Consider the following 19,979-nt stretch of genomic DNA (forward strand, 5'->3'; position numbering starts at 1 on the left):
ACCTAAAGTCCCTCTACGAATTTGGCATTCGCCGAAAGTCTATCAGATTTTTATTCGATGACCAAATGGGGTACCTCTTCCAGTTTCCAGTCGATAACCAGCCCCTGGGCTAGCCTGCGTGCCACTTCTGCTCCATAGAGATGTTCGCAAAGGTACAAGGCGGCTTCAAAAGATTTGGCACCGCCAGCCGAAGTGATATATTGGCCATCGTGAACAAACAAGACGTCTTCTCGGATATCGTGATCAGGATAACGGATCCTCATAGCAGCAATGTCGCTAGGGAAGGTCGTGCTCACTTTGTCGCGGAGTAACCCAGCCTCGGCCAGCACAAATGCGCCATCGCAATGACTCGTGATGAACTGGGCCTGTGCGGCCACTTCTTTTATAAACCTAAGCATTGCATCATCCTCTAGATCACTGTCCAGGTGATGTTCCGCACTGGGAACAACCAGGATGTCGATAGGGGGAAGACTATCGCTCAAATAGTTGAAATGAGGAAGAATTTGTAAGCCTTCGAAGGTCGTTATCGGCGCTAGGGTATTGGCGACCAGGAAAGTGTTCATCGCCTTGATGCTGTCGCGGAAAATGGTGTGTTGGAAAATGTCATAAGGGGCAGTGAGCTCGGTATTGTATACGCCGTCCATGATGAGAAAGGCAACGTTGTAGCGATTGGGTTCAAGCACGACACCTGGTCTTGGAAAGGCATCATCTCTAGCTGAATTCGAATCAAGGGTAGGCGTACAAGACACAAAGAGTAGAAATAGGCCACCTATGAGTAAGCTGGTATAATTTTTCATGACTGCTGTTTTTAGGTGAGGGGAATGACAAATGGAGAGGGAGCGAGGGAATAGTTTGAGAGTAGTGTAGGTATAGTAGCCCCAAGTGGAGGGCCCACCCTCCTGCCAGATCGCCGAGTATACCCCTTGGTCTAACGACCGTTCAGGGCAAGCGTCTATATCTGCTGCTAAGTTAGCAACAGCCAAACAATACGCTAAAAAAAATCCGTTGAAATTCCCACATGACAAAGTGGGGGTTGTTACCGCTGATTATCTTACTGAGTTGTCAATTCACTAAGGTTCAGTAAAGTTAATTAATATCTTTTAATTAACAAAAAATAATAAGTATTTGAAATAAATTATTTTTTGTTGGTTATTCTTTTTGGTTACATTATTTAACAACTCCGTATTGCGTAAAAATGCTAATAGAGCTCAATGCAGCCCGAATCTTTACAGAGACTTCGCCGACCCCTAAGGCGCCGGATTAGGAATTTGCGCATGTACTTCATTGATTGCTTTTACCACCTCTTCAGAAAGCTGAATATCAATGCTGTCAATGTTTTCTTCAAGTTGTTGCAGACTTGTGGCACCGATGATATTGCTGGTCACAAAGGGTTGGTCATTCACAAAGGCCAAGGCCATCTGGGCAAGCGTCAGGTTATTGGCCTGGGCGATTTCCAGGTAGCGGCGGGTTGCTTCCCAGGATTGCTCGGAGCTGTAGCGTTTTACGTTTTTGTATTTGTTGAGGCGGTTGCCGGGCTCGTCGGTTTTTAGATGATATTTTCCGCTCAGCATTCCGGCACCTAATGGAGAGTAGGGGAGAAGGGTAACGTCTTCGCGGATACTCATTTCAGATAAACCAACTTCAAAAGTCCGGTTCAGCAAGCTGTAAGGATTTTGGATACTTACGCAGCGAGGTAAATCATGCATTTCGGCAAGGTGCAAGTAACGCATCATTCCCCAGGGGGTCTCGTTACTTAAGCCAAAGTAGCGAACCTTTCCACTTTTGATGATACTGTCCAAATTGGTGAGTACTTCCAGGAAATCATCTTCCCACTCATCCGTTGAATCATGTTGATAATCGCGTTGACCAAAAAAGTTGGTCTTCCGATTGGGCCAATGGAGTTGATAAAGATCGAGGTGATCAACCTGCAAACGTTTTAGACTTAGTTCCAGGGCCTCTTCCAGGCTGGCTTTGCTGAAGCCAAGCTGGGGCCGAATATGCTGGGCGAAAGGGCTGTTGCCAGCAATCTTGGAGGCGAGAATGATTTCAGCTCGTTTGCCGGATTTTTTCAACCAGTTACCGATGAAGGTTTCGGTGTCGCCTTGGGTGCGAGGTTTTACCGGGGAAGGATAAAGTTCTGCAGTATCAAAAAAGTTAACACCTTTTTCTACGGCCAAATCCATCTGGGCATGGCCTTCGGCTTCCGTGTTTTGTTCGCCCCAGGTCATGGTGCCCAGGCATATCTTGCTTACGTTAAGGTCGGTACGGGGAATGGTTTGGTATCTCATTTTATAGTTTGTGGTCAGTCAAGCGTAGGGGCGATTGATCTTATGTTGTCCAGTAATTTTTCAAAATGCTGTTGGTTCGTAAAAGGATTCATAACGGTGCTGCGTAGCCAGCGTTCGCCATTGATCACCGTTTGCACAATGTAGAAACTGCCACTTTCTACTAATCGTTGACGGATTTGTCCATTTTTTATATCCCACTGCTCTCTAGGAAGGCCAGTGTAGCGGAAATTAACGATGTTCGCTTCGGGTACAACAGCCAGCTCAAAATCGGGGGCGAGGTGCAGTATTTGGGCGAAAGCCTGGGCTTGGTCATAAAGCTGATCAACGTTTTTACCAAAAATCGAGGCCCCGTAACACCTTAAAGTGGCGTACACTTTAATGGACAACATGAGCTTGGTACACTCGAACGTACGCTTGCCGGAATGGTACCACTCCGGCGATTGTTCCGCCTCCCAGAGGTATTGTGCACGCTGGATAAAGGTTTCGTAGGAGCGATGACCTTCCTTGAATAGCAGCGCGGTATTGAGTGCCGGAGCCATCAGCATCTTGTGATAATCAAGCACAATGGTATCGGCTCGTTCCATGCCTGCTGCCAAATGCTTGTACTTTTCAGAAAAAGCAACAGCAGCCCCGTGGGCACCATCTACATGGTACCACAAGTGGTGCTTTTCGCAAAAATCGGCCAGCGTACCAAGGTCATCGTAGGAGCCGGTGGCGGTAGACCCCGCACATCCAATCAAGGCAATAGGGGTAAGCCCATCCACAACTGCTTTTTGATAGTAGCTTTCGAGTAAATCGGTACGTATCTTAAACTGTTTGTCTACGGGGATTTTAATGATCCCCTCACTGCCCATACCCAGTATCCGAGCGGCCCGATCTACACAGTAATGCGCTTCTTCTGAAACCATGATGGCCAGCTTTTCGCCGTGCCCCTTGGTCCATACTTGCTGAGGAGCTTTGGCGGCACGGGCGGCCAGCAATGCGGTAAGATTGGCCAGTGTGCCGCCCGAGGTGATGAATCCACTGGCCGTTGCTGGATAACCAATTTTCTGAGCAGTAAAATCGGTCACTACTCGTTCCAGCGCATTAGAAGCCATGCCCATTTCATAGACCCCAGTACCATTGCTGAGGATGTCCGAAACCATCCCTGCTAAAGCATTTATTGGCGCAGGCACCGATACTTGATGACCTATGTAGTGAGGATGGTGAAGGTGAATCGAATGATCCAGTATGTCTTCAAAAAAACGCAAAGCGCTTCCTTCTTGGCCAGCATGAGCAAAATCATTTTGCCAAAATTTCAACTCGTCTTCGGGATCCCTGTAGTTGATCAATTGCTGGTTTCCCGGGTCGTGGGCCTTTTCCAGATGGTCGGCAAGTAAGTCGATAAGCTGGTGGCCCAATGCTCGAAAATTAGCGGGGCTGTAAGCTTGAGCCAAAAGATGGCCTGTGGTGTCTTGTGCCATTAGTTCAAAAATGGGTTGTTTTTGCGCTCGTAGCCCATTCGGGTGGCGGGGCCGTGCCCGGGATGAACCGTAATATCATCTCCCAAGGGTAGCAATTGCGTTTTAATGGCCGTAATTAAGGTGTCGTGATCACCACCAGGGAGATCTGTACGGCCGATACTGCCGTAGAAAAGGACATCACCCGCAATGACAAATTTATCCTCGGCGCAGTAAAAACTGAGGCTGCCGGGAGAATGGCCGGGCGTAAAAAGCATCTTCAGTACGGTATTCCCAAAGGTGATGGTCTCGCCTTCTTTTAGGAACTTGCCTGGCTCGGGGCTTTCTTCCGGCAAGGGCAATCCGTACATCTGGCAAACCTGCGGCACCATCGCCAGGACAGGTGCTTCCAACGCGTGAATTTCCAACGGAAGTCGATAGGTCTCCGCGACAAATTTGTTGCCAAACACATGGTCCAGATGGCAGTGTGTATTGATCAGGCGAACGGGGCGCAAGTTGAGGTCTTCTATCTTTTTGCGAAGTGCTTGTTTTTCGTGCGCTTCAAAGCACCCCGGATCAAAAATGACACACTCGCCAGTGGCATCATAAACGATATAGGTGTTTTCCTGAAAAGGATTAAACGTCATTTGCACAACTTGTGCCATAGTTTTCTGGTTTTATAGTAAGTTTTGCACTTTCATTTTATTGAAAAAAGGAATACCTTAAGTCTTGTTTAAGACCAAGTTTAAAGTATGCCTCTACAAAAGTAGCCAAATCCTTAAGGTCACTAAACAAAATGGCCTTTTCAGGTATTGATTTTTTAACCAACAATCCTTAAGTGAGCATATAAAAATAAGGTGATCCAATTTTAGCTTAAATTACTAAGGTCTTTCGCTTTCCCCTATTTTCGTAAAAATTCTGCTATGCGCAAACTACACTATCCATTTTTCTCTCTTCTCAGCATCCTTTGCCTATTGGCGACCCAGTCGCTAGTGGCTCAAACCTCTCAAGTGATTTTTGGTAAAAACAGGGTGCAACATCACCGTGATTTTGACGAGTGGATGAAGTATGAAAGCGATAACTTTATTACCTATTGGTACGGGGAAGCACGCAACATTGGCCAGTCGGTCGTTCAGATGGCGGAATACGATTTTGCCTATATTCAAAGTATTCTGGAACACCGGATGAACGAAAAAATCCAGATCATCACTTATGTTGATCTTACGGATTTGAAACAGAGCAATATTGGCAATGACGAAGCTTTTACCAATGTAGCCGGTCAAACAAAAATCGCAGGGAATAAAATTTTCGTTTACTTCAATGGTGATCACAATGATCTACGGCGGCAAATCAGGGAAGGCATTGCCTCTGTTTACCTGGAAGCCATGCTCTTTGGTGCAAATTTGCAGGAAATCGTACAAAATGCCGTATTGCTGAATTTGCCGGATTGGTTTAAAGAAGGTTTGGTGGCTTATATTGGAGAAGAGTGGAACACGCAGCAGGATGATCAGCTCAGGCAATTGCTGGCTTCAGGAGAGTACGCTGGCTTTGAAGCCATGGCCGCTGATTATCCCAAGTTGGTAGGGCATGCTTTTTGGTATTACATTGCTGAATTGTACGGCAAACCGACCGTCTCCAACTTACTGTACCTCACCCGAATCAACCGTAGTGTAGAAAGTGGCTTCCTTTATGTGCTCGGAACGCCCTACCAGATAACGCTCAATGATTGGCAGATTTATTTCAATAAGCGCTATGCCATTGATAGCCAAAATAGAATTCCCCCGGAAGGGCAGGAGGTAACCATAAAAAATAAAAAAGAACTCCCCTTAAGTCAATTGAAAATTAGTCCGGATGGGCAACGACTGGTTTACGTAATCAATGAGATTGGCCGTTACAAAGTCTTCATGCAGGACTTGCAGACGGGCGAGCGGGAGATGGTTTTTAAGAGCGGTTTCCGCAATGCGATCCAGGCTACGGATTATAATTACCCCTTGTTGGCCTGGAATCCAAGCGGACAGGAACTTGCTATCCTGTATGAAAATCGCGACCGCCCCCGCTTGTTGCGTTATAATTTGCTCGAAAAGAAAGAAATAACCGAGGAGCTGAGTACCGAATACCAGCGAGTGTACAGCCTGGAATACGTTAATCCTTCCACCATGGTATTGTCGGGTACTGTCAGAGGATTTTCAGATATCTTCCTCTACTATCCAGCTACCCGTCAATCACAGCGAATTACGACTGATTTTTGGGATGATCTAGATGCTGTGCCCGTAAAAGTAAGAGATCGCACCGGAATCTTGTTTGCCTCCAATCGTACGACAACCTCGTTGGAAGCACGCGGCCTGGATACCATTTTGCCCATTACCACATTTGACCTCTATTATTATGATCTAACCAATCGTCCAGGGGAGCTGGTACGCGTAACGGATACTCCACTGGCGAATGAAAGACAACCCATCGGGATAGATACCACGTATTTTGCTTACCTATCAGACCGGAGTGGGTATTACAACCGAGAAGTAGGCTTTCTGGAAGATTATATTGATCATTACGAACAGCGCATCGAGTTGGAAGATGGTACGGAAATTGTTTTACACGCCGACTCCAGCTTGACCATGCTGGATACTACGCTGATTGATACCATCGTCGTCTACCCCATTATAAAGGAACGTGCCGTGGTATCGGCATCGACGAATTATGATAAAAATCTCTTCTTTCAGAATGTGGCATTACGCACGGGAAGGGTATTGGAATACTTTCCACGGCCAGGTGCTGAACCCGGACAGATATTATTGCGGGAATTAGATGCAGCTACCTCTCCTAGTGTCAATACGACGATTTTCCAAAATGCTAGGAAAATCACCCTAGGTGAGCAGACTCCATCCCAGGCCGAGCTAGTGAAAGTTGATACACAATTGGTAGAGGAGCCTCCCAAGGTAGAAGAGGAACCGACCATTGAAACATTGCCACCACCAGAAGAATTCACCCCCGAATTGCCACCGCCACCAGCAGCCGTTGACAGTACCGAAATAATCGATATTGACAATTACCTGTTCCAAAGCGAGTTTTCTGAACAAGAATCTTTTGCCGAGCCTAAGCCCGCAGCGACCGAAAAAGAACCTGCTACTCCTGCTTCTACCCAGGATGATCTCAATAATTTTGGGACCAGGCCGAAGAGGGTCGCAACGGTCAGGGATAAAACCAATACTGAGGTTTACCGCTTCCGGCCTGGACGGATTACTCCCTACAGGACAACCTTCCGGACGGATTTTGTGACTTTCAACATGGATAATGGTTTGTTGTTTGAAGGCTTAGACAGCTATGCCGCAAATCCTAATGGTTTTAATACACAGCCACTGAGCCTATTGTTGAAAGCCAATTTTAAAGACCTTTTTGAGGATTACGTCGTGGAGGGAGGTATGCGTTTGCCTACCAGCTTTAATGGGACAGAATACTTCCTGACGATGCAGAGTCGTAAGCGCCGTTTAGATCATTACTACGCAGTGTATCGCAGAAACCAGCGATTTTCTGAAGAAGGTGCATCTTTTGTGCCATGGCGACGGGAAAACAATGTGGTATTGGGTCAGTATGGTGTTCGTTATCCGCTGGATATTTTCCAGAGCTTGCGCGCAACAAGCACCATCCGAAGGGATCGGGTTCAATACCTGGCTACGGATCAGACCGCATTAGAAGATGCACCAGCACCAGAGCGCACCCAACGTATTGGTCTACGACTGGAGTACGTATTTGATAATACGGTAGATCTCGCTTTGAACCTTCGGCAGGGAACACGGATGAAATTTTACACGGAATATTTTAAATCATTCAGTGCTAGCATCGATCCTAAGTTCGAATTTGATATTGCTAAAGGATTTATGGGGGTAGCGGGAATTGATGCTCGGCATTACCTGAAAATCGACAAGCGCTCAATATTGGCCTTCCGTTTGGCTGGAGCTGTCTCTTTCGGTCGGGATAAGATTCTTTATTACTTAGGAGGGACCGATAATTGGTTGTTGCCTTCGTTTAATAACAACATCCCCACACCATCTGATCCGGCAGGTTTTGTCACGCTGGCCAACAATCTGCGCGGTTTTGATATCAATATCCGTAATGGCAATTCTTATATTCTTACCAATGCTGAACTAAGAATTCCCGTTTTTCGGTATTTCTCCGAGCGTATTGGATCGCCTTTCTTCCGCAACTTCCAGGCCGTAGCTTTCTTTGATGCGGGCACTGCTTGGAGTGGTCCTGATCCTTATAGTGATGAGAATCCGCTGAACACAACCACATTCCCGGAAAACCCTACCGTCTTTACGCCAGTCACTGCTCGGGTTGTTTACTTCCGTGACCCATTGGTGTTTAGTTATGGTGTAGGAGCAAGGATGCTTCTCTTTGGGTACCTTTTTCGTCTTGATTATGCTTGGGGCCTTGAAACTCGGTTGGTACAAGATCCTAAGTTGCACATTTCACTTGGGATGGATTTCTAGCCTTGTCAAGTAGTCACATTGTTTTACCCCCTGGCCATGTAGTTTTAAACAACTATAATGGCCAGGGGGTAATCGCTTACTCATCAACTCCCAACACATACGCAGATAAGGTGGTGGAAAAGGAGAATTCCCAATAGGTTTGTATCAAAACAGACCTGTCATGAAAAACAGAAAACGCCTTGTCCTTCTTTTCCCTTTGTTGTTTGTGTTGCTAACCATCCACGCGATGTGCTTTTATTGGCTGGGATAGCCTATGCTTGGCATCAAATTACTCCGTACAGCTCCGGATAAAAGCGGCTACGTCTTCTTTGAATTTTATCAAGGAGGGCTCGTGGGTGTACATCATGTGCCCCGCTTCGTAATACTTCATAATGATATTGTCTTTGATCTCAGGCTTGAGTCCCAGGTGATCAATGGTGTGCTCCACTCCGTAAAAGACGGTCGCTAGATCATAGTAGCCATTCAAGATGAGCACCTTCATGTTAGGGTCTTTTGTAAGCGTAGTTGCCATGTCCGGTGCGGTATTTACTGCGGCATTGGCATTCCAGATAACGTTGCCCTCATGGCTCCAGTCCCACTTGAAGCCATCCCGTCGGCCAGCGGTAATGGTGTACATCAAGTCTTTGTTTACACCAAGCTCCCGGTGGAGGTAGTCGAGAAAAGTGGTGATGTAGGCGGGAGAAATAGCACTGCTTTGAGGATCATAATCTGCAAACTGACTGAGTAAGTCTTCATTGGTGCCTTTGTAGCGCGAGTCTAATCTACCAACCGTCATCCCTTCTTCACGGAGTAATTCCTGAAAATATTCTCCGGCTTTCACCCGCAGGTCGGCACGTAGCCAAAATGCTGCACTCAGACCGGAGTACATGGCTAGACCTTGTGCAACCTCCTGCTTTCGTTCGGCACTGATTTGATCCCCCAAGAAAAGGGCTGGGACATATTCTTCTACCGTAAATTTGCGTACATCTTCGAGGAATAGCTCGAGGTTGTCATGCCGGGTCTGGTTTTTTTTGTGGTACCAGGCGGTAGCTGCGTAGGTGGGAAAATGTGCAACGTAGGGCATATCATCATTGGGCGGAAATAAAAGGGTGCGTAGGTCAAAAACGGCAGAAACCATGATAACGCCGTTCATCGCAATGCCTTGCGAAAGCAAACGCTTCATCACGCCAGCATTTCGGAAGGTACCATAACTCTCTCCGAGGAGAAATTTCGGGGAATTGAGCCGATCGTTATTAATCAAATATTGCGTAATGAAAAGACTGATACTGCGAATGTCCTGATCAACGCCCCAGAAGTCTTTGAATTCAGCCTTGCCAGTAGGAACACTCAGGCCGGTACCAACGGGGTCAATCATCACTAAGTCCGCGATGTCCAGAATAGAGTACTCATTGTTCACGAGTGGATAGGGTGCGGCCGAGGTGAAGTCTGGGTCATTAACGACAATGCGCTTTGGCCCCAAAACGCCCATGTGTAGCCAAAAAGAGGAGGAACCCGGCCCACCATTGTAAGCGAAGACGATAGGCCGATCTGCCGTAGCATTGTTTTTGGTGTAGCTGGTGAAGCCAAAGAGGGCAATTACCTCATTGTTTTCATCCCGCAGTTGCATGGTGCCCGCCTTTGCCGTTAGTGGGATGGTTTTACCGTTGATGGTAACTTGTTGTGCTGTGGTGCTTACCTCGGCAGGAAGAACAATAGGGGCTGCTTTGTCTTCTTGTGCACGAAGCAGAAGACAAAAGCAGATACTGAAAAGAATAAGGATAGGTTTTTTCATGACTAGTCGATTAGAAAGTGAACAGTAAAAGTAATCAGCTAATTTACCATCCTTCTTTCTAAAGAACTAATTACACCATCCCTTCCTCCATCTTAGTTGCGTTTTCAGCCATTTGGAGTGCCTCGATAACCGGGCCAATCTGGCCTTCTACGATCTGATCGAGGTTGTAAAGGGTAAGTCCAATACGGTGATCCGTTACTCGGTTTTGAGGGTAGTTGTAGGTTCTGATTTTATCAGAACGGTCGCCCGTACCTACGAGGCTCTTGCGCTTGGAGGCCAGCTTGTTTTCGTGTTCTTCCCGCTTTTGCTCCTGAATACGGCGGAGCAACTGGGTCATGGCAATCTCTTTATTTTTGTGCTGAGAACGCCCGTCCTGGCTTTCAGATACCGTACCTGTAGGTAAGTGAGTAATCCGAATGGCGGATTCGGTCTTGTTGACGTGCTGACCACCCGCACCACTGGCCCGGAAAGTGTCGATTTTAAGATCTGACTTTTTGATGTCTACATCCTCCATCTCCAGTTTAGGCATTACCACCACCGTGGCTGCTGAGGTGTGTACCCGGCCTTGTGACTCCGTTTTCGGCACCCGTTGTACACGGTGTGCACCAGATTCAAACTTGAGTCGCCCGAATACGTCTTCTCCACTTACCTCTACCACCACTTTGTTGTAACCGCCAGCGCTTCCTTCGTTTTCGTAGAGCAATTCGTATTTCCAACCCATCTCATCGAAATAACGAGAGTACATTCTCAGGAGGTCTCCCGCAAAAATACTGGCTTCATCACCACCGGTACCGGAGCGGATCTCAAAAATAACATCACGTTCATCCTCGGGGTCACGGGGGATCAACATGACTTTGATGGCTTCTTCCAGGGTTTCTTTTTCAGGCTTGAGCTCCTCCAGCTCCATCTCTGCCATGTCTTTCATCTCCGGATCGCGGAGCATTTCTTTGGCCGTCGCGATATTGCCGAGCAATTCCTGGTATTGGTGGTAAGCATCTACAACGGGTTGTAGCTTCTTGTACTCTTTGTTGACTTTCTGAAAACGATCCATGTCACCGATGACCGAAGGGTCGGACAACTGTTCTTCCAAATTGCGGAAACGATCGTAGATGGCAGCTAATTTATCTAGCATAATGTTGAATTGGAGGGGTAAAGTAAAGCTGTGATTCAATAAAGAGATAGGGTAGCCGTGAGCTACAAGATAGGATGGCTGTAAAACAGCTAATAGAACCAAATGGCCGGAAACATCATACTTTACTTTTTTGCGACCGCAAAGGTACGGAAAACTTTAGATAGCATCAATAAGAAACAAGCGCAATTAGTTCCTCCTTACGCCACAATCGATTCACAAATAAAGTCGGGAATAATCCCGGTAGAGCGCACCCGAATATCTACTTCTTTTTCACTGGTATTGCCCGAAAGGACGAGCATGGTCATCACCCCAAATTTGTTGCCACCCAGAATGTCAGTGTGGAGGGTATCACCGACCATTAGGATTTCACTTTTATCAATGACTCCGTTTTGGCTGATGGTTTCGTAGGCGTAATTAAACATTTGGGTATCCGGTTTGCCAAAATGGATAAACTTTCGGTTGAGGATGCTTTCTACCAGTTTGGCGATCCCACCAGTGGCAATAGACACGTCGTTTTTTGCTACGGGGTAGAGCTTATCGCCGTTGGCAACGATGGCGGGGATGTTTTGTTTACGCAGTAGATTGACGGTTTTGTTGATGTCGTGGTTCCAATCGAAGCCTTCGTCGTCGAGGAACACCATTGCGCTTACATCATCGCAGTCGTTAAGGTCGAGGGCACTTACCGGTACGGCCCGTAAATCGGCATCTAAAATATAGTGGGCAGAGTTGGCGGTACCCAAGTAAGCTACGCGGCCGCTGCGTACTTTTTGAGACAAAAACATCTTGGCCATCATGCCCGAGGTGACCACCTCTTCGGGCAGTATGCCGGGCAGGCCTTGTAGCGCAAAGCGCTCTGCTTGTTGCTCCGGACTGCGGGAGGCATCATTGGTGAGAATCCGGATGATCTTTCCTCGCCGACGTAATTCATTGATGTTGGCTTCTACACCGGGAATAAGGCCCCGGTGGTTTTTGACAACGCCGTAAGAATCTAAAAAAATAGCTTTGAAGCCGTCTGCTATGTCTAAAAAGGAAGCTTTGTCCATGTCTGAGTATTTAAAGATTCAGGGCCCGTAAAATTTTATCGGCGGAAAATACTTGTTCGATATTTGGTAGATGCTGTTCCAAAGCTTCACGCTGAAGCTGGGTAGCGATAGATTTCCGAAAGAAGTAATTGCCTTCGCGTATCACGTAATTCAAAATAAAAAAGCGATAAGCTTCCTGTAAAAATAGTATTTCTGGTTGGGTGAGCGGGTAGACTTTGTGGTAGTGCTGTAAAAACAGCAGAAATCGATCCTCCATCAGGGTGTCTACATTATAAGTAAAGACCGTTCGGTCGCCGACGTTGGAGACAATTCTGCTGATGAAGTAAAAATCAACAATGCGCGAACTCATCCGAAACCAGTCGTAATCCCAGCGGGAATAAAACTTGCCATTGGCTGAAACCGAAAAATTGCCAATGTTCCAATCCACAAAAACGGGGATCTTCTCAAAACCGTGGACGTTGATTTTGTAAGTATTGTTGAGGAATAGATCACACTGTTGCTTGATATCATCAGCGTAAAGTGGAAACTCGCTATCCACCACCTGTAACAGCTGGTTGATGTCGGTGGTCATGTTTTTAGAGGTAATGGGGAGGGTATGCCGGATCAGGCTGCAGCCTTTGTGAAACTCCGCAAACTCTTTTCCCAGCAGTGCGATGTCGCTGTCTTCTAAACGACGAGGCAAGCTTTTTTTGATTTTGATCGGACGGAAAAAAACCACCCAAGCATCAATAATATCATTTTGGAAACGATGAAAAAACAGTTGGTTGCCTTTCATCAATGCGCGCGAAAGAAAATTCTCGTAGCGCACGGGCAAGTTGTTAGAAAGCGCATTAATAATGGTGTGATCTTCTACAAAATGCTCGTACTTTCCGAAATAGGAGAGTTTCGCGATGATGTTGTTGCCATCTTCTAATCGTATTTTGTAAACGTGGTTGGTTGATACCATGGCACTGATATCGGTAATGCGCTTGATCGGACGGGTGCTATCGTAGGCCATCCAGGCATAGCGAATGATGGTGAGGAAATCCATAAATTGTGGTAAGGGCTAATTTTTGCGGAAGATAGCAAGAACAACGCTAATAACAATTTCTACCGTCGGACGTTTACCGATAAAACATTCTCAATTATGAAGTATCTATTAAGCACTTTGCTACTTTTTACCAGCTTAGTATTTGCCTATGCACAATCTCCGATAGGCGTTTGGAAGACGATTGATGATAATTCTGGGAAAGCCAGATCTAAAGTGGAAATCTACGAGCGTAATGGTAAGTTGTACGGTAAAGTCATTGACTTGCTCCTCAAGCCAGACGATACCCTTTGCGAGGCTTGTGAGGGTGATAAAAAGAATAAACCCATCGTAGGTATGGTCATTGTTGAAAATTTGGAGGCTTATCGCGACTACTGGAAAAATGGAACCATTCTAGACCCCGAGTCGGGTAGCACTTACGGTTGTAGTATCTGGTTTGAAGAAGGGAAAACCGACGAGCTACAGGTGCGGGGTAAACATTGGACAGGGCTTTACCGCACACAAGTGTGGTATCGGGTAGAATAAACGACCGTTACCAGCAAAGCAATATTCATTGCTACTAACCCACCCATTAACAAAAAAATATCTACCTAACAAACAATAAGGCCTACCTTTTCCTAGTTTTAGTATAAATTTTTTCAACGCCATAAATGCCTTTCATGAAGCAAAATTTTACACCTGAAGATTTAGTGGCTTATCTGTATGCAGAAACCAGCATAGCCCAACGATTGACCATCCAGGATGCGCTGCGTCGTGACCCGGTACTGGCCCAAGAACTAGAACAACTACGCATGAGCAAACGTCAGTTTCCTAAAGTGAAATTTACCGCGCCTAAACGTAGCCTCCAGAGCATCTTGAACTACAGTCGTTCTACGGCACTGGAAGGACAGATATAAGTACCATCCAATTGTTTAATGCTTGTAACGAAGCTTAGATATCCCGAGTCTTGCTCAGCGCGAGGTTCGGGATTCTTGTTTTATATCAACAGCTACAAAAAAAGAAGAGGAGTAATGAACTTTTCATTACTCCCCCGTCCTATCCTATTAAAACCGATGGTCCCGGAAGTTTGGTAATTGTGTGTAGTGTATGTACTACGGCAGGACAATCAGTTTCATAGTAGTGTATTGGTCGTTAAATTTCACTTTAGCAAGGTAGATGCCAGCCGGCCATTGCCGAGTATCTATTTGGAAATCATGGCGCCCGGCAGGGTAGGTAGCTGCCGCTAATTGGGCCATTTGCTGGCCAGCCAGGTTGAAGATATTCGCTTCCATATCACCTTCCTTAGGTAGGTGGATACGCAATGTACCTTGTTGTGCCATTGGATTGGGGTAAGCCTCTAAAGTGAGGGTGGCCGTTTCCGCAATCCCAGTGTTTATTTCGTGATCGGTATTGGGCAGACTGGAAAGAGAGAAGTTCCAGTTGCCTTCATAAATCCAAACATCATTGCAAGTGTACAAATCAGGGCTTTGTGGATATCCATTGTTGCTAATGATGAAGTTGCTACAGTCGGTATTACTCAAGGTATAGGCGTACCACCCATTTCCTTCTGCTTGCATAGCCTGCCCTGGCCAGGAAGTAGTAGCCCCGGAAGGGCTAGCATTCCAAAAGTAAAGGGTCGGATTGTTCCAGCTACTGGGTTTGAAATGGATGGTAAGATCGCCAGCAGGGGCTTTGTCCCACACGGCATAGTCGGTGCCGGAGGTACGCAATACCCATCCTGAGCCACTTGGAGACCAAGAACCGGGGCCAATTTTCATAGCCACCTTGCCGTCAATTTCAGCGGCGTACAAATCCCAGCGGGCCTCTTTAATACTGAGGCTACTTTCGCTGTGGAGACCATTGTCTTTACGTACCGCAATGAGCTGATCAATAGCAGACTTCAAACCCCAGTCGAAGTAGTGATCCCAGAAAACAGAGGGAACGCCAGGGTGCGTAAGAATGTAAGCATAACCCTGCATGACCTTTCCTCCCGGGAAGGGCCAGTAATTTTGGGTACTTCCTGTATCGTGATTGTCAATAAAGGTAACGGCCCTTGAAGGCCACCAACCGATGACCCCAGGTGCGCCGCCGTTGATGCTGAGGCGCCAGTATTGATTGTTGACCGCAGCTTGCAGTACTCCTTTGGTGGTGAAGTCAAAAGCGGCAGATTTGCCTTGGGTGTCATCTATCCAGTCGACAATCTGCTGGCGGTGAGCATTGACATTATTGAGATCTAGATTGTCCCATAATTCGCCAACGGAGAAATAAGGATTGGTGCCGTCGTTGTATAGGCCATTGTAATAACCGTTGAAGCCACGGACATAGTCATAACGCCATCCATCGAAGCCAATGGTGTTTTTGAGCCAGTTCATCCAGCCCGTTAGATCACTTTGTACCGTGCTATTGGTGTGGTCGAGATCGCGGGCAGCGTGGTAATTGTCGCCGGTGTCGTAATTTCCGCAGGGATTGCCTCCGTTTTGTCCCCATTCGTCATTGTTGGTGACGGCCCAGCAGCCCCAGGTAGGATTGGTGAAGTCGGCCCAGTTCGTTGATCCTACCCGGTGATTAATGACGATGTCTGCCAATACTTTCATGCCATTGTTGTGCAGCGCATTGATGCAGCTCGTCAGTTCTTGCTGGGTGCCATAAGAAGAGTTTACATTGTAAAGCTCGCGGGGAAGATACCCCTGTGGAGCTGCAGCATCGCTAGGTGGCGGTAGCCATATCATGTCAAATTGGGCAGTACCCAGTTCTTGCGCTTTGCTCTGCACCACATTGTACCAACCATTACTGTTGGAATGAGATACCCAGTTGAAGCCCTGGAGCATGATGTCTGTTCTTTGAGAATAATTTTGGGCGGTGAGAGTTACGGCTAATAGGATAGAAAAGCAAAAAGCTAGTATATTTTTTGTTTCCATAACTCGTTATGATATTTTATTTCGATAATTAAGCTTTTGCAAACATAATATAACAAAACGGCCTCGTCGCACCAGTTTATAAGGTGGTCGCAGTTTGGGGTTGAAAAGTGGTACTTTGGAAAGTGGTACTTTTTAAGTGCTGATTGTGAGGTCTTTAAGGATTGTCGTGTTGGCGAAGGTATTCGCGAGGAGTAAGGCCCGTTTGCTTCTTGAATGCCCTATTGAAAGCTGTTTTGGAATTAAAACCGGCCTCTAGTGCGAGGCTCAATATCGTCCGTTCTTGGTGGTCACCCTTGTCAATCCTTTGCTGAAAGCTTTTGATCCGGTGACTGTTGATGTAGTCGAAGAAATTCTTCCCAAATTGATCATTGATCAATTTTGAGAGTTGGTGACTAGGCGTTTGAGCAAGATCGGCCAATTCGCCCAAGCTGAGGCTGGGATTGAGATAAGGACGCTTGTCCTCCATGAGTTGTTCCAGCTGACGGAATTCTTCCTGGGGGGGAGCCAAAACAGGAGAGCTCTGCAAAGAGGCAAGCGGAGTGGCTTCAGGAGTTGCCTCTTCTTCAGAAATGTTTGTTGGTGAAGGTGCTGGAAGATTGAGCTGGGCACTACGAAAAATCTGAGGCTGGCGCATAGCGTAATAGCCCATCGTATAGGCACCAACCGCAAGGATGATCCAGGTAGCATCCGTCATCCGATCAGTGATGGGGGTCCAATTAAAGCCGAACCAGAGACCGGTAGCTCCTACCAGGTAGGTGCTGAGCCAGACGATCAGGCACAAGGTATGGAGGAAAAAAACGGTGCGTAAAAAACTAAGGATAGGCAAGCCATCGGCTGCGTAATTGGTGTTTAATTGCCGGAGAAACTGTCGACCTCTTAGCCAGTACACCATGCTGAAAAGGAGGCCAATAGCAGCTACACCAATAAAAGTAGGACGGAGTTGAAGATTAACGACTTGGGTGATAAAGTCGAAGTTGGTTTTAAAAATCTGTGGCAGATAGAACAAGAAGACCAGGGTCAACGGAAGAAAATGCCAAAACCAGCGCCAGCGATAGGGCCAATTAGGCGTAAGTGAACGGAGATAAAGCCAGAAAAGGGGCCCATAAGTAAAGTAAATCAGATCGGGAAGCAGGATGATTTTTGGATAATTCTGGAAAATGTCCCGATCAAAAGCACCGATACGCGCTAGAAAAGTGATGGATAAGACGATGATTAAAAACGATAGAATACGGTTGGTGCGGCGGTGCCGTTCTTTGAAACTATTAATGGCAATAACGAGTAAAATCCCCTGGAGTGCTGCCAGCAGGAGTACCATAGCGTACCAATTGATGCGGTTGCCCGCCAGATCCTCCCAGTTGGCGACTTCAATGTGGAGGAGATCTTGCTTATTGTCTTTGGAGTAGTTGAACAGGCGATTAGGACGTGCCAAGCCATTTTCCCTGCTTTCGATGGTATTCCAATTGCCTCTGCTGATCTTAAACTCGGTAATGTTGGTGCGGATAGGGATAGTGGTGCGGAAGTGCCCATTGGAATCGCGCTCCATTTTGAAATCTGGATCACCTGGCGACCACCCGTTGAAAGAGCCTACCACGTAGAGGGAAGCATCAATAGGCGTATTTTCTGGCAGGCCAGTGACCCTGATGGGCAAAGTATCCTGGTAGGGAATTTCCTCTTTTTGATCTTCCCAGCCACTGATCGTAATGCGGAGCGTATCTTTTTGTTTCCCGGTATTGCTGTAAAAACGGTTGGGAATAGGTTCGCTGACGACACCTCCTTCTACCGTAGACCAAGAACCGCGCGTGATTTTGAATTCAAAATCCGGCATGGGTGTGAGAAAGTTGTATTGCCAGCGTCCGTTGGTGAGTTTTTGGAAACGGAAATTCTGGTCTTTGGGATTCCAATCGTTGAAGCTACCTGCGAGATAAATGCTATCGGCTTGTGGTGTGTAATCCGGTAGTTGCTTGATGATAACGGTCAGTTGTGCCACCACGGTGAGAGGCAGCAAGCAGAGACCGAAAACCACAATGATGGCAAGTTTTTTGCGCATACTACAAGATTGCTTTCTCAGAAAATATCCGACTATGGCAAATATAAACTGATTTCAAGGACTTGGGTAAACTCAACTCAAAAAGGCAAACAAGAGTTGTACAAAAAGGATTTTTGTAATTAAGACGATGGGCAGAATTAAGGTATACCCCAGGGTGGGTAATTTATTGCCCGCCTGGTGAAGCGCGTGTTCCAGGATAGCGGGCTGAGTAGCTACCATTCCGGTAAGTAAACCAAAAGGAATTTTTAGCCAGCGATAGCCTAACCAGAGCGTGATAAAAGCGGTGGCAGTAGCAATAATGGTTCCCGCGAGAAAAAGCCAACCACCTCCACCCGCTAAGATGGTGTTGAGGAAGGTATGACCAGATCGTATGCCGATACTAGCCAACAATAAGATAAGGCCGAGCTGTCGCAAGACCAGGTTGGCACCAAAAGGTAGGGTCCAAACAATGGGCCCTGTACGCCGCAGGGCTCCCAGTATCAAAGCAACAATCAGTGGCCCACCCGCAAAACCCAGGTTGAAAGAAACACCTCCGGGGAGGGTGAACGTGACCATGCCCAGCAACAAACCAAGGGCCATGCCAGAGCCAAAGGATAATAGGTTGATGTGGTTGAGGGCTTCGTAGCTGTTGCCAAATAGTTTTTTCAGCTCATCAAAATCTGAACGACGGGCAACGAGCAATACGCGGTCTCCCAGTTCCAATACGGTATTGCCGCTGGCCAGCAGGTCTACATCGCCGCGTTGAACCCTGGTAATAATGGTGGAGAATTTTTCGGTGAGGTTGAGCGAGGCAATTTTTTCGCCAGCAATTTTGGGGTTGGAGACAAACAAGCGGCGAACATCATAAGAGCTGCGGTCATAAGAGAGCTCTTTGACATCGGTTCGGCCTAGGAGAAGGGTCGCTTCATCAATGACTTTGGTATTGCCAACGAGGACGATGCGATCGCCCAACTGGAGGCGGGTGTCCATATTAGGAAGCTCGTCAATTCCGCTACGTTGCATCCGACCGAAGACCAACTGGCGTTTGAAATGCTGAAAAATGGCGCGGATGGTTTTATCTTCCATCGCCGGGTTGGTGATGACGATGGTTCTTCTGGTGATGTTTTCACTGGAAAAAAGGTCGCCTGCTTGTTGGGCTGCTTCCTGCTGGTAGTTGATTTTTAGCCACTTCTGCATGATATTGATCGCAAACATTACACCAAGGACGCCCATGGGGTAGGAGAGGGAATAGCCCACAACTGCGGCGTTGGCCATCGCCTCTTGTAGTTCGGCAGGTTGCGAAAGTTGGATCAGATCCAGCAAACCAGCTAGTGATGCCGTATTGGTGGAGCTTCCGGCAAGCAACCCGGCAGCCGTAGCAGCATCGAGATCAAAGAGGTAATACATACCAACCGTGATCAGGGCAGAAAGCCCTAGCATGACGATGATGAAGGCAAAATTACGTAGCCCCTGTGCCCGAAAGGTAGAAAAGAAACTGGGGCCACTACTAAGCCCAATGGTATAAACAAACATAGAAAGCCCCAAAACGATGATGATGTCGGGTACTGCCAACCCCGGATCTATAGCACCAAAGGCCAGGCCCGCAAAGAGTACCGCTGCTACCCCAAGCTTGGCGCCACGGATAGGGATATTGCCGATCCAGTAGCCAATCGCAGAGACCACAAAAAGTAATAATACCGGTGAAGATTTGAACGCTTCAATCATGGGGCAAAGGTAGCTTTTTTTGGAACCACCTCGGCGAGGATTTTTTCTAAGAAGACTTCCCCTGCACCTTGATTTGAACCATACGAGGGATTATCAGGACATATGATTTTTACTAGTATTGGTTCAAAGAGAAACTGTTTGCTG

14 protein-coding genes are annotated in these 19,979 nt (G+C 47.0%); 3 read left to right on the plus strand and 11 right to left on the minus strand.

The genetic code is table 11. From position 1 onward, the window contains the following. Window positions 1–50: 50 nt before the first annotated feature. The 4 genes from AB0L18_RS13305 to AB0L18_RS13320 all read right to left on the minus strand — a co-directional run bounded on the left by AB0L18_RS13305 (window position 51) and on the right by AB0L18_RS13320 (window position 4,392). Window positions 51–797 carry a DJ-1/PfpI family protein gene (locus AB0L18_RS13305; RefSeq protein WP_367393087.1) on the minus strand — a complete coding sequence of 249 codons (747 nt, stop codon included), beginning with the start codon at window positions 795–797 and terminating at the stop codon, window positions 51–53. A 450-nt stretch (window positions 798–1,247) separates the two neighbouring features. Further along, window positions 1,248–2,288, minus strand: coding sequence for an NADP(H)-dependent aldo-keto reductase (locus tag AB0L18_RS13310; protein ID WP_367393088.1), 1,041 nt, complete (start codon window positions 2,286–2,288; stop codon window positions 1,248–1,250). Between the two features lie 14 nt (window positions 2,289–2,302). Further along, a complete protein-coding gene (locus AB0L18_RS13315; protein WP_367393089.1) occupies window positions 2,303–3,751 on the minus strand; it encodes an aspartate aminotransferase family protein in 1,449 nt (482 codons plus the stop codon). After that, window positions 3,751–4,392, minus strand: coding sequence for an MBL fold metallo-hydrolase (locus AB0L18_RS13320; RefSeq protein ID WP_367393090.1), 642 nt, complete (start codon window positions 4,390–4,392; stop codon window positions 3,751–3,753). The genes AB0L18_RS13315 and AB0L18_RS13320 overlap by 1 nt, the downstream gene beginning before the upstream one ends. Before the next feature lie 258 nt (window positions 4,393–4,650). On the opposite strand from AB0L18_RS13320, the gene AB0L18_RS13325 reads away from it, so the two are divergent. Then, the gene (locus AB0L18_RS13325) at window positions 4,651–8,214 is read left to right on the plus strand and encodes a hypothetical protein (protein ID WP_367393091.1); all 3,564 of its coding nucleotides are present in this window, start codon (window positions 4,651–4,653) and stop codon (window positions 8,212–8,214) included. A gap of 268 nt (window positions 8,215–8,482) precedes the next feature. Here the strand turns inward: AB0L18_RS13325 and AB0L18_RS13330 are convergent, their stop codons facing one another. From AB0L18_RS13330 to AB0L18_RS13345, 4 genes are all read right to left on the minus strand, one after another. Next, window positions 8,483–9,985 carry a S10 family peptidase gene (locus tag AB0L18_RS13330; RefSeq protein WP_367393092.1) on the minus strand — a complete coding sequence of 501 codons (1,503 nt, stop codon included), beginning with the start codon at window positions 9,983–9,985 and terminating at the stop codon, window positions 8,483–8,485. A 70-nt stretch (window positions 9,986–10,055) separates the two neighbouring features. Further along, window positions 10,056–11,117, minus strand: coding sequence for a peptide chain release factor 1 (gene prfA, locus AB0L18_RS13335; RefSeq protein ID WP_367393093.1), 1,062 nt, complete (start codon window positions 11,115–11,117; stop codon window positions 10,056–10,058). A 197-nt stretch (window positions 11,118–11,314) separates the two neighbouring features. Continuing rightward, the gene (locus tag AB0L18_RS13340) at window positions 11,315–12,160 is read right to left on the minus strand and encodes an HAD-IIA family hydrolase (protein WP_367393094.1); all 846 of its coding nucleotides are present in this window, start codon (window positions 12,158–12,160) and stop codon (window positions 11,315–11,317) included. Window positions 12,161–12,170: 10 nt separating this feature from the next. Further along, a complete protein-coding gene (locus AB0L18_RS13345; protein WP_367393095.1) occupies window positions 12,171–13,190 on the minus strand; it encodes a hypothetical protein in 1,020 nt (339 codons plus the stop codon). Between the two features lie 96 nt (window positions 13,191–13,286). On the opposite strand from AB0L18_RS13345, the gene AB0L18_RS13350 reads away from it, so the two are divergent. Both AB0L18_RS13350 and AB0L18_RS13355 read left to right on the plus strand, forming a co-directional pair. After that, window positions 13,287–13,712, plus strand: coding sequence for a DUF2147 domain-containing protein (locus tag AB0L18_RS13350; protein ID WP_367393096.1), 426 nt, complete (start codon window positions 13,287–13,289; stop codon window positions 13,710–13,712). Between the two features lie 134 nt (window positions 13,713–13,846). Beyond that, complete coding sequence (locus AB0L18_RS13355; protein ID WP_367393097.1) at window positions 13,847–14,083, plus strand: hypothetical protein; 237 nt, start codon at window positions 13,847–13,849, stop codon at window positions 14,081–14,083. 195 nt (window positions 14,084–14,278) lie between these two features. Here the strand turns inward: AB0L18_RS13355 and AB0L18_RS13360 are convergent, their stop codons facing one another. The 3 genes from AB0L18_RS13360 to AB0L18_RS13370 all read right to left on the minus strand — a co-directional run bounded on the left by AB0L18_RS13360 (window position 14,279) and on the right by AB0L18_RS13370 (window position 19,835). Continuing rightward, window positions 14,279–16,084 (minus strand): alpha-amylase C-terminal beta-sheet domain-containing protein, encoded by a 1,806-nt coding sequence (locus tag AB0L18_RS13360; protein ID WP_367393098.1) that lies wholly within the window; start codon window positions 16,082–16,084, stop codon window positions 14,279–14,281. Window positions 16,085–16,238: 154 nt separating this feature from the next. Then, a complete protein-coding gene (locus AB0L18_RS13365; protein WP_367393099.1) occupies window positions 16,239–18,131 on the minus strand; it encodes a helix-turn-helix domain-containing protein in 1,893 nt (630 codons plus the stop codon). Between the two features lie 72 nt (window positions 18,132–18,203). Continuing rightward, window positions 18,204–19,835: an aspartate:alanine exchanger family transporter gene (locus tag AB0L18_RS13370; RefSeq protein ID WP_367393100.1), complete on the minus strand. Its 1,632-nt coding sequence runs from the start codon at window positions 19,833–19,835 to the stop codon at window positions 18,204–18,206. Between the last annotated feature and the right edge of the window lie 144 nt (window positions 19,836–19,979).

Source organism: Lewinella sp. LCG006, assembly GCF_040784935.1.
Lineage (GTDB): Bacteria > Bacteroidota > Bacteroidia > Chitinophagales > Saprospiraceae > Lewinella.

Bases quoted from the DNA above. Each gene is read 5' to 3' on its own strand.
- AB0L18_RS13305 (WP_367393087.1), bottom strand. From the start codon at position 797: ATGAAAAATTATACCAGCTTACTCATAGGTGGCCTATTTCTACTCTTT.
- AB0L18_RS13370 (WP_367393100.1), bottom strand. From the start codon at position 19,835: ATGATTGAAGCGTTCAAATCTTCACCGGTATTATTACTTTTTGTGGTC.
- AB0L18_RS13360 (WP_367393098.1), bottom strand. From the start codon at position 16,084: ATGGAAACAAAAAATATACTAGCTTTTTGCTTTTCTATCCTATTAGCC.
- AB0L18_RS13325 (WP_367393091.1), top strand. From the start codon at position 4,651: ATGCGCAAACTACACTATCCATTTTTCTCTCTTCTCAGCATCCTTTGC.
- AB0L18_RS13310 (WP_367393088.1), bottom strand. From the start codon at position 2,288: ATGAGATACCAAACCATTCCCCGTACCGACCTTAACGTAAGCAAGATA.
- AB0L18_RS13320 (WP_367393090.1), bottom strand. From the start codon at position 4,392: ATGGCACAAGTTGTGCAAATGACGTTTAATCCTTTTCAGGAAAACACC.
- AB0L18_RS13340 (WP_367393094.1), bottom strand. From the start codon at position 12,160: ATGGACAAAGCTTCCTTTTTAGACATAGCAGACGGCTTCAAAGCTATT.
- AB0L18_RS13345 (WP_367393095.1), bottom strand. From the start codon at position 13,190: ATGGATTTCCTCACCATCATTCGCTATGCCTGGATGGCCTACGATAGC.
- AB0L18_RS13315 (WP_367393089.1), bottom strand. From the start codon at position 3,751: ATGGCACAAGACACCACAGGCCATCTTTTGGCTCAAGCTTACAGCCCC.
- AB0L18_RS13330 (WP_367393092.1), bottom strand. From the start codon at position 9,985: ATGAAAAAACCTATCCTTATTCTTTTCAGTATCTGCTTTTGTCTTCTG.
- AB0L18_RS13355 (WP_367393097.1), top strand. From the start codon at position 13,847: ATGAAGCAAAATTTTACACCTGAAGATTTAGTGGCTTATCTGTATGCA.
- AB0L18_RS13350 (WP_367393096.1), top strand. From the start codon at position 13,287: ATGAAGTATCTATTAAGCACTTTGCTACTTTTTACCAGCTTAGTATTT.
- prfA (WP_367393093.1), bottom strand. From the start codon at position 11,117: ATGCTAGATAAATTAGCTGCCATCTACGATCGTTTCCGCAATTTGGAA.
- AB0L18_RS13365 (WP_367393099.1), bottom strand. From the start codon at position 18,131: ATGCGCAAAAAACTTGCCATCATTGTGGTTTTCGGTCTCTGCTTGCTG.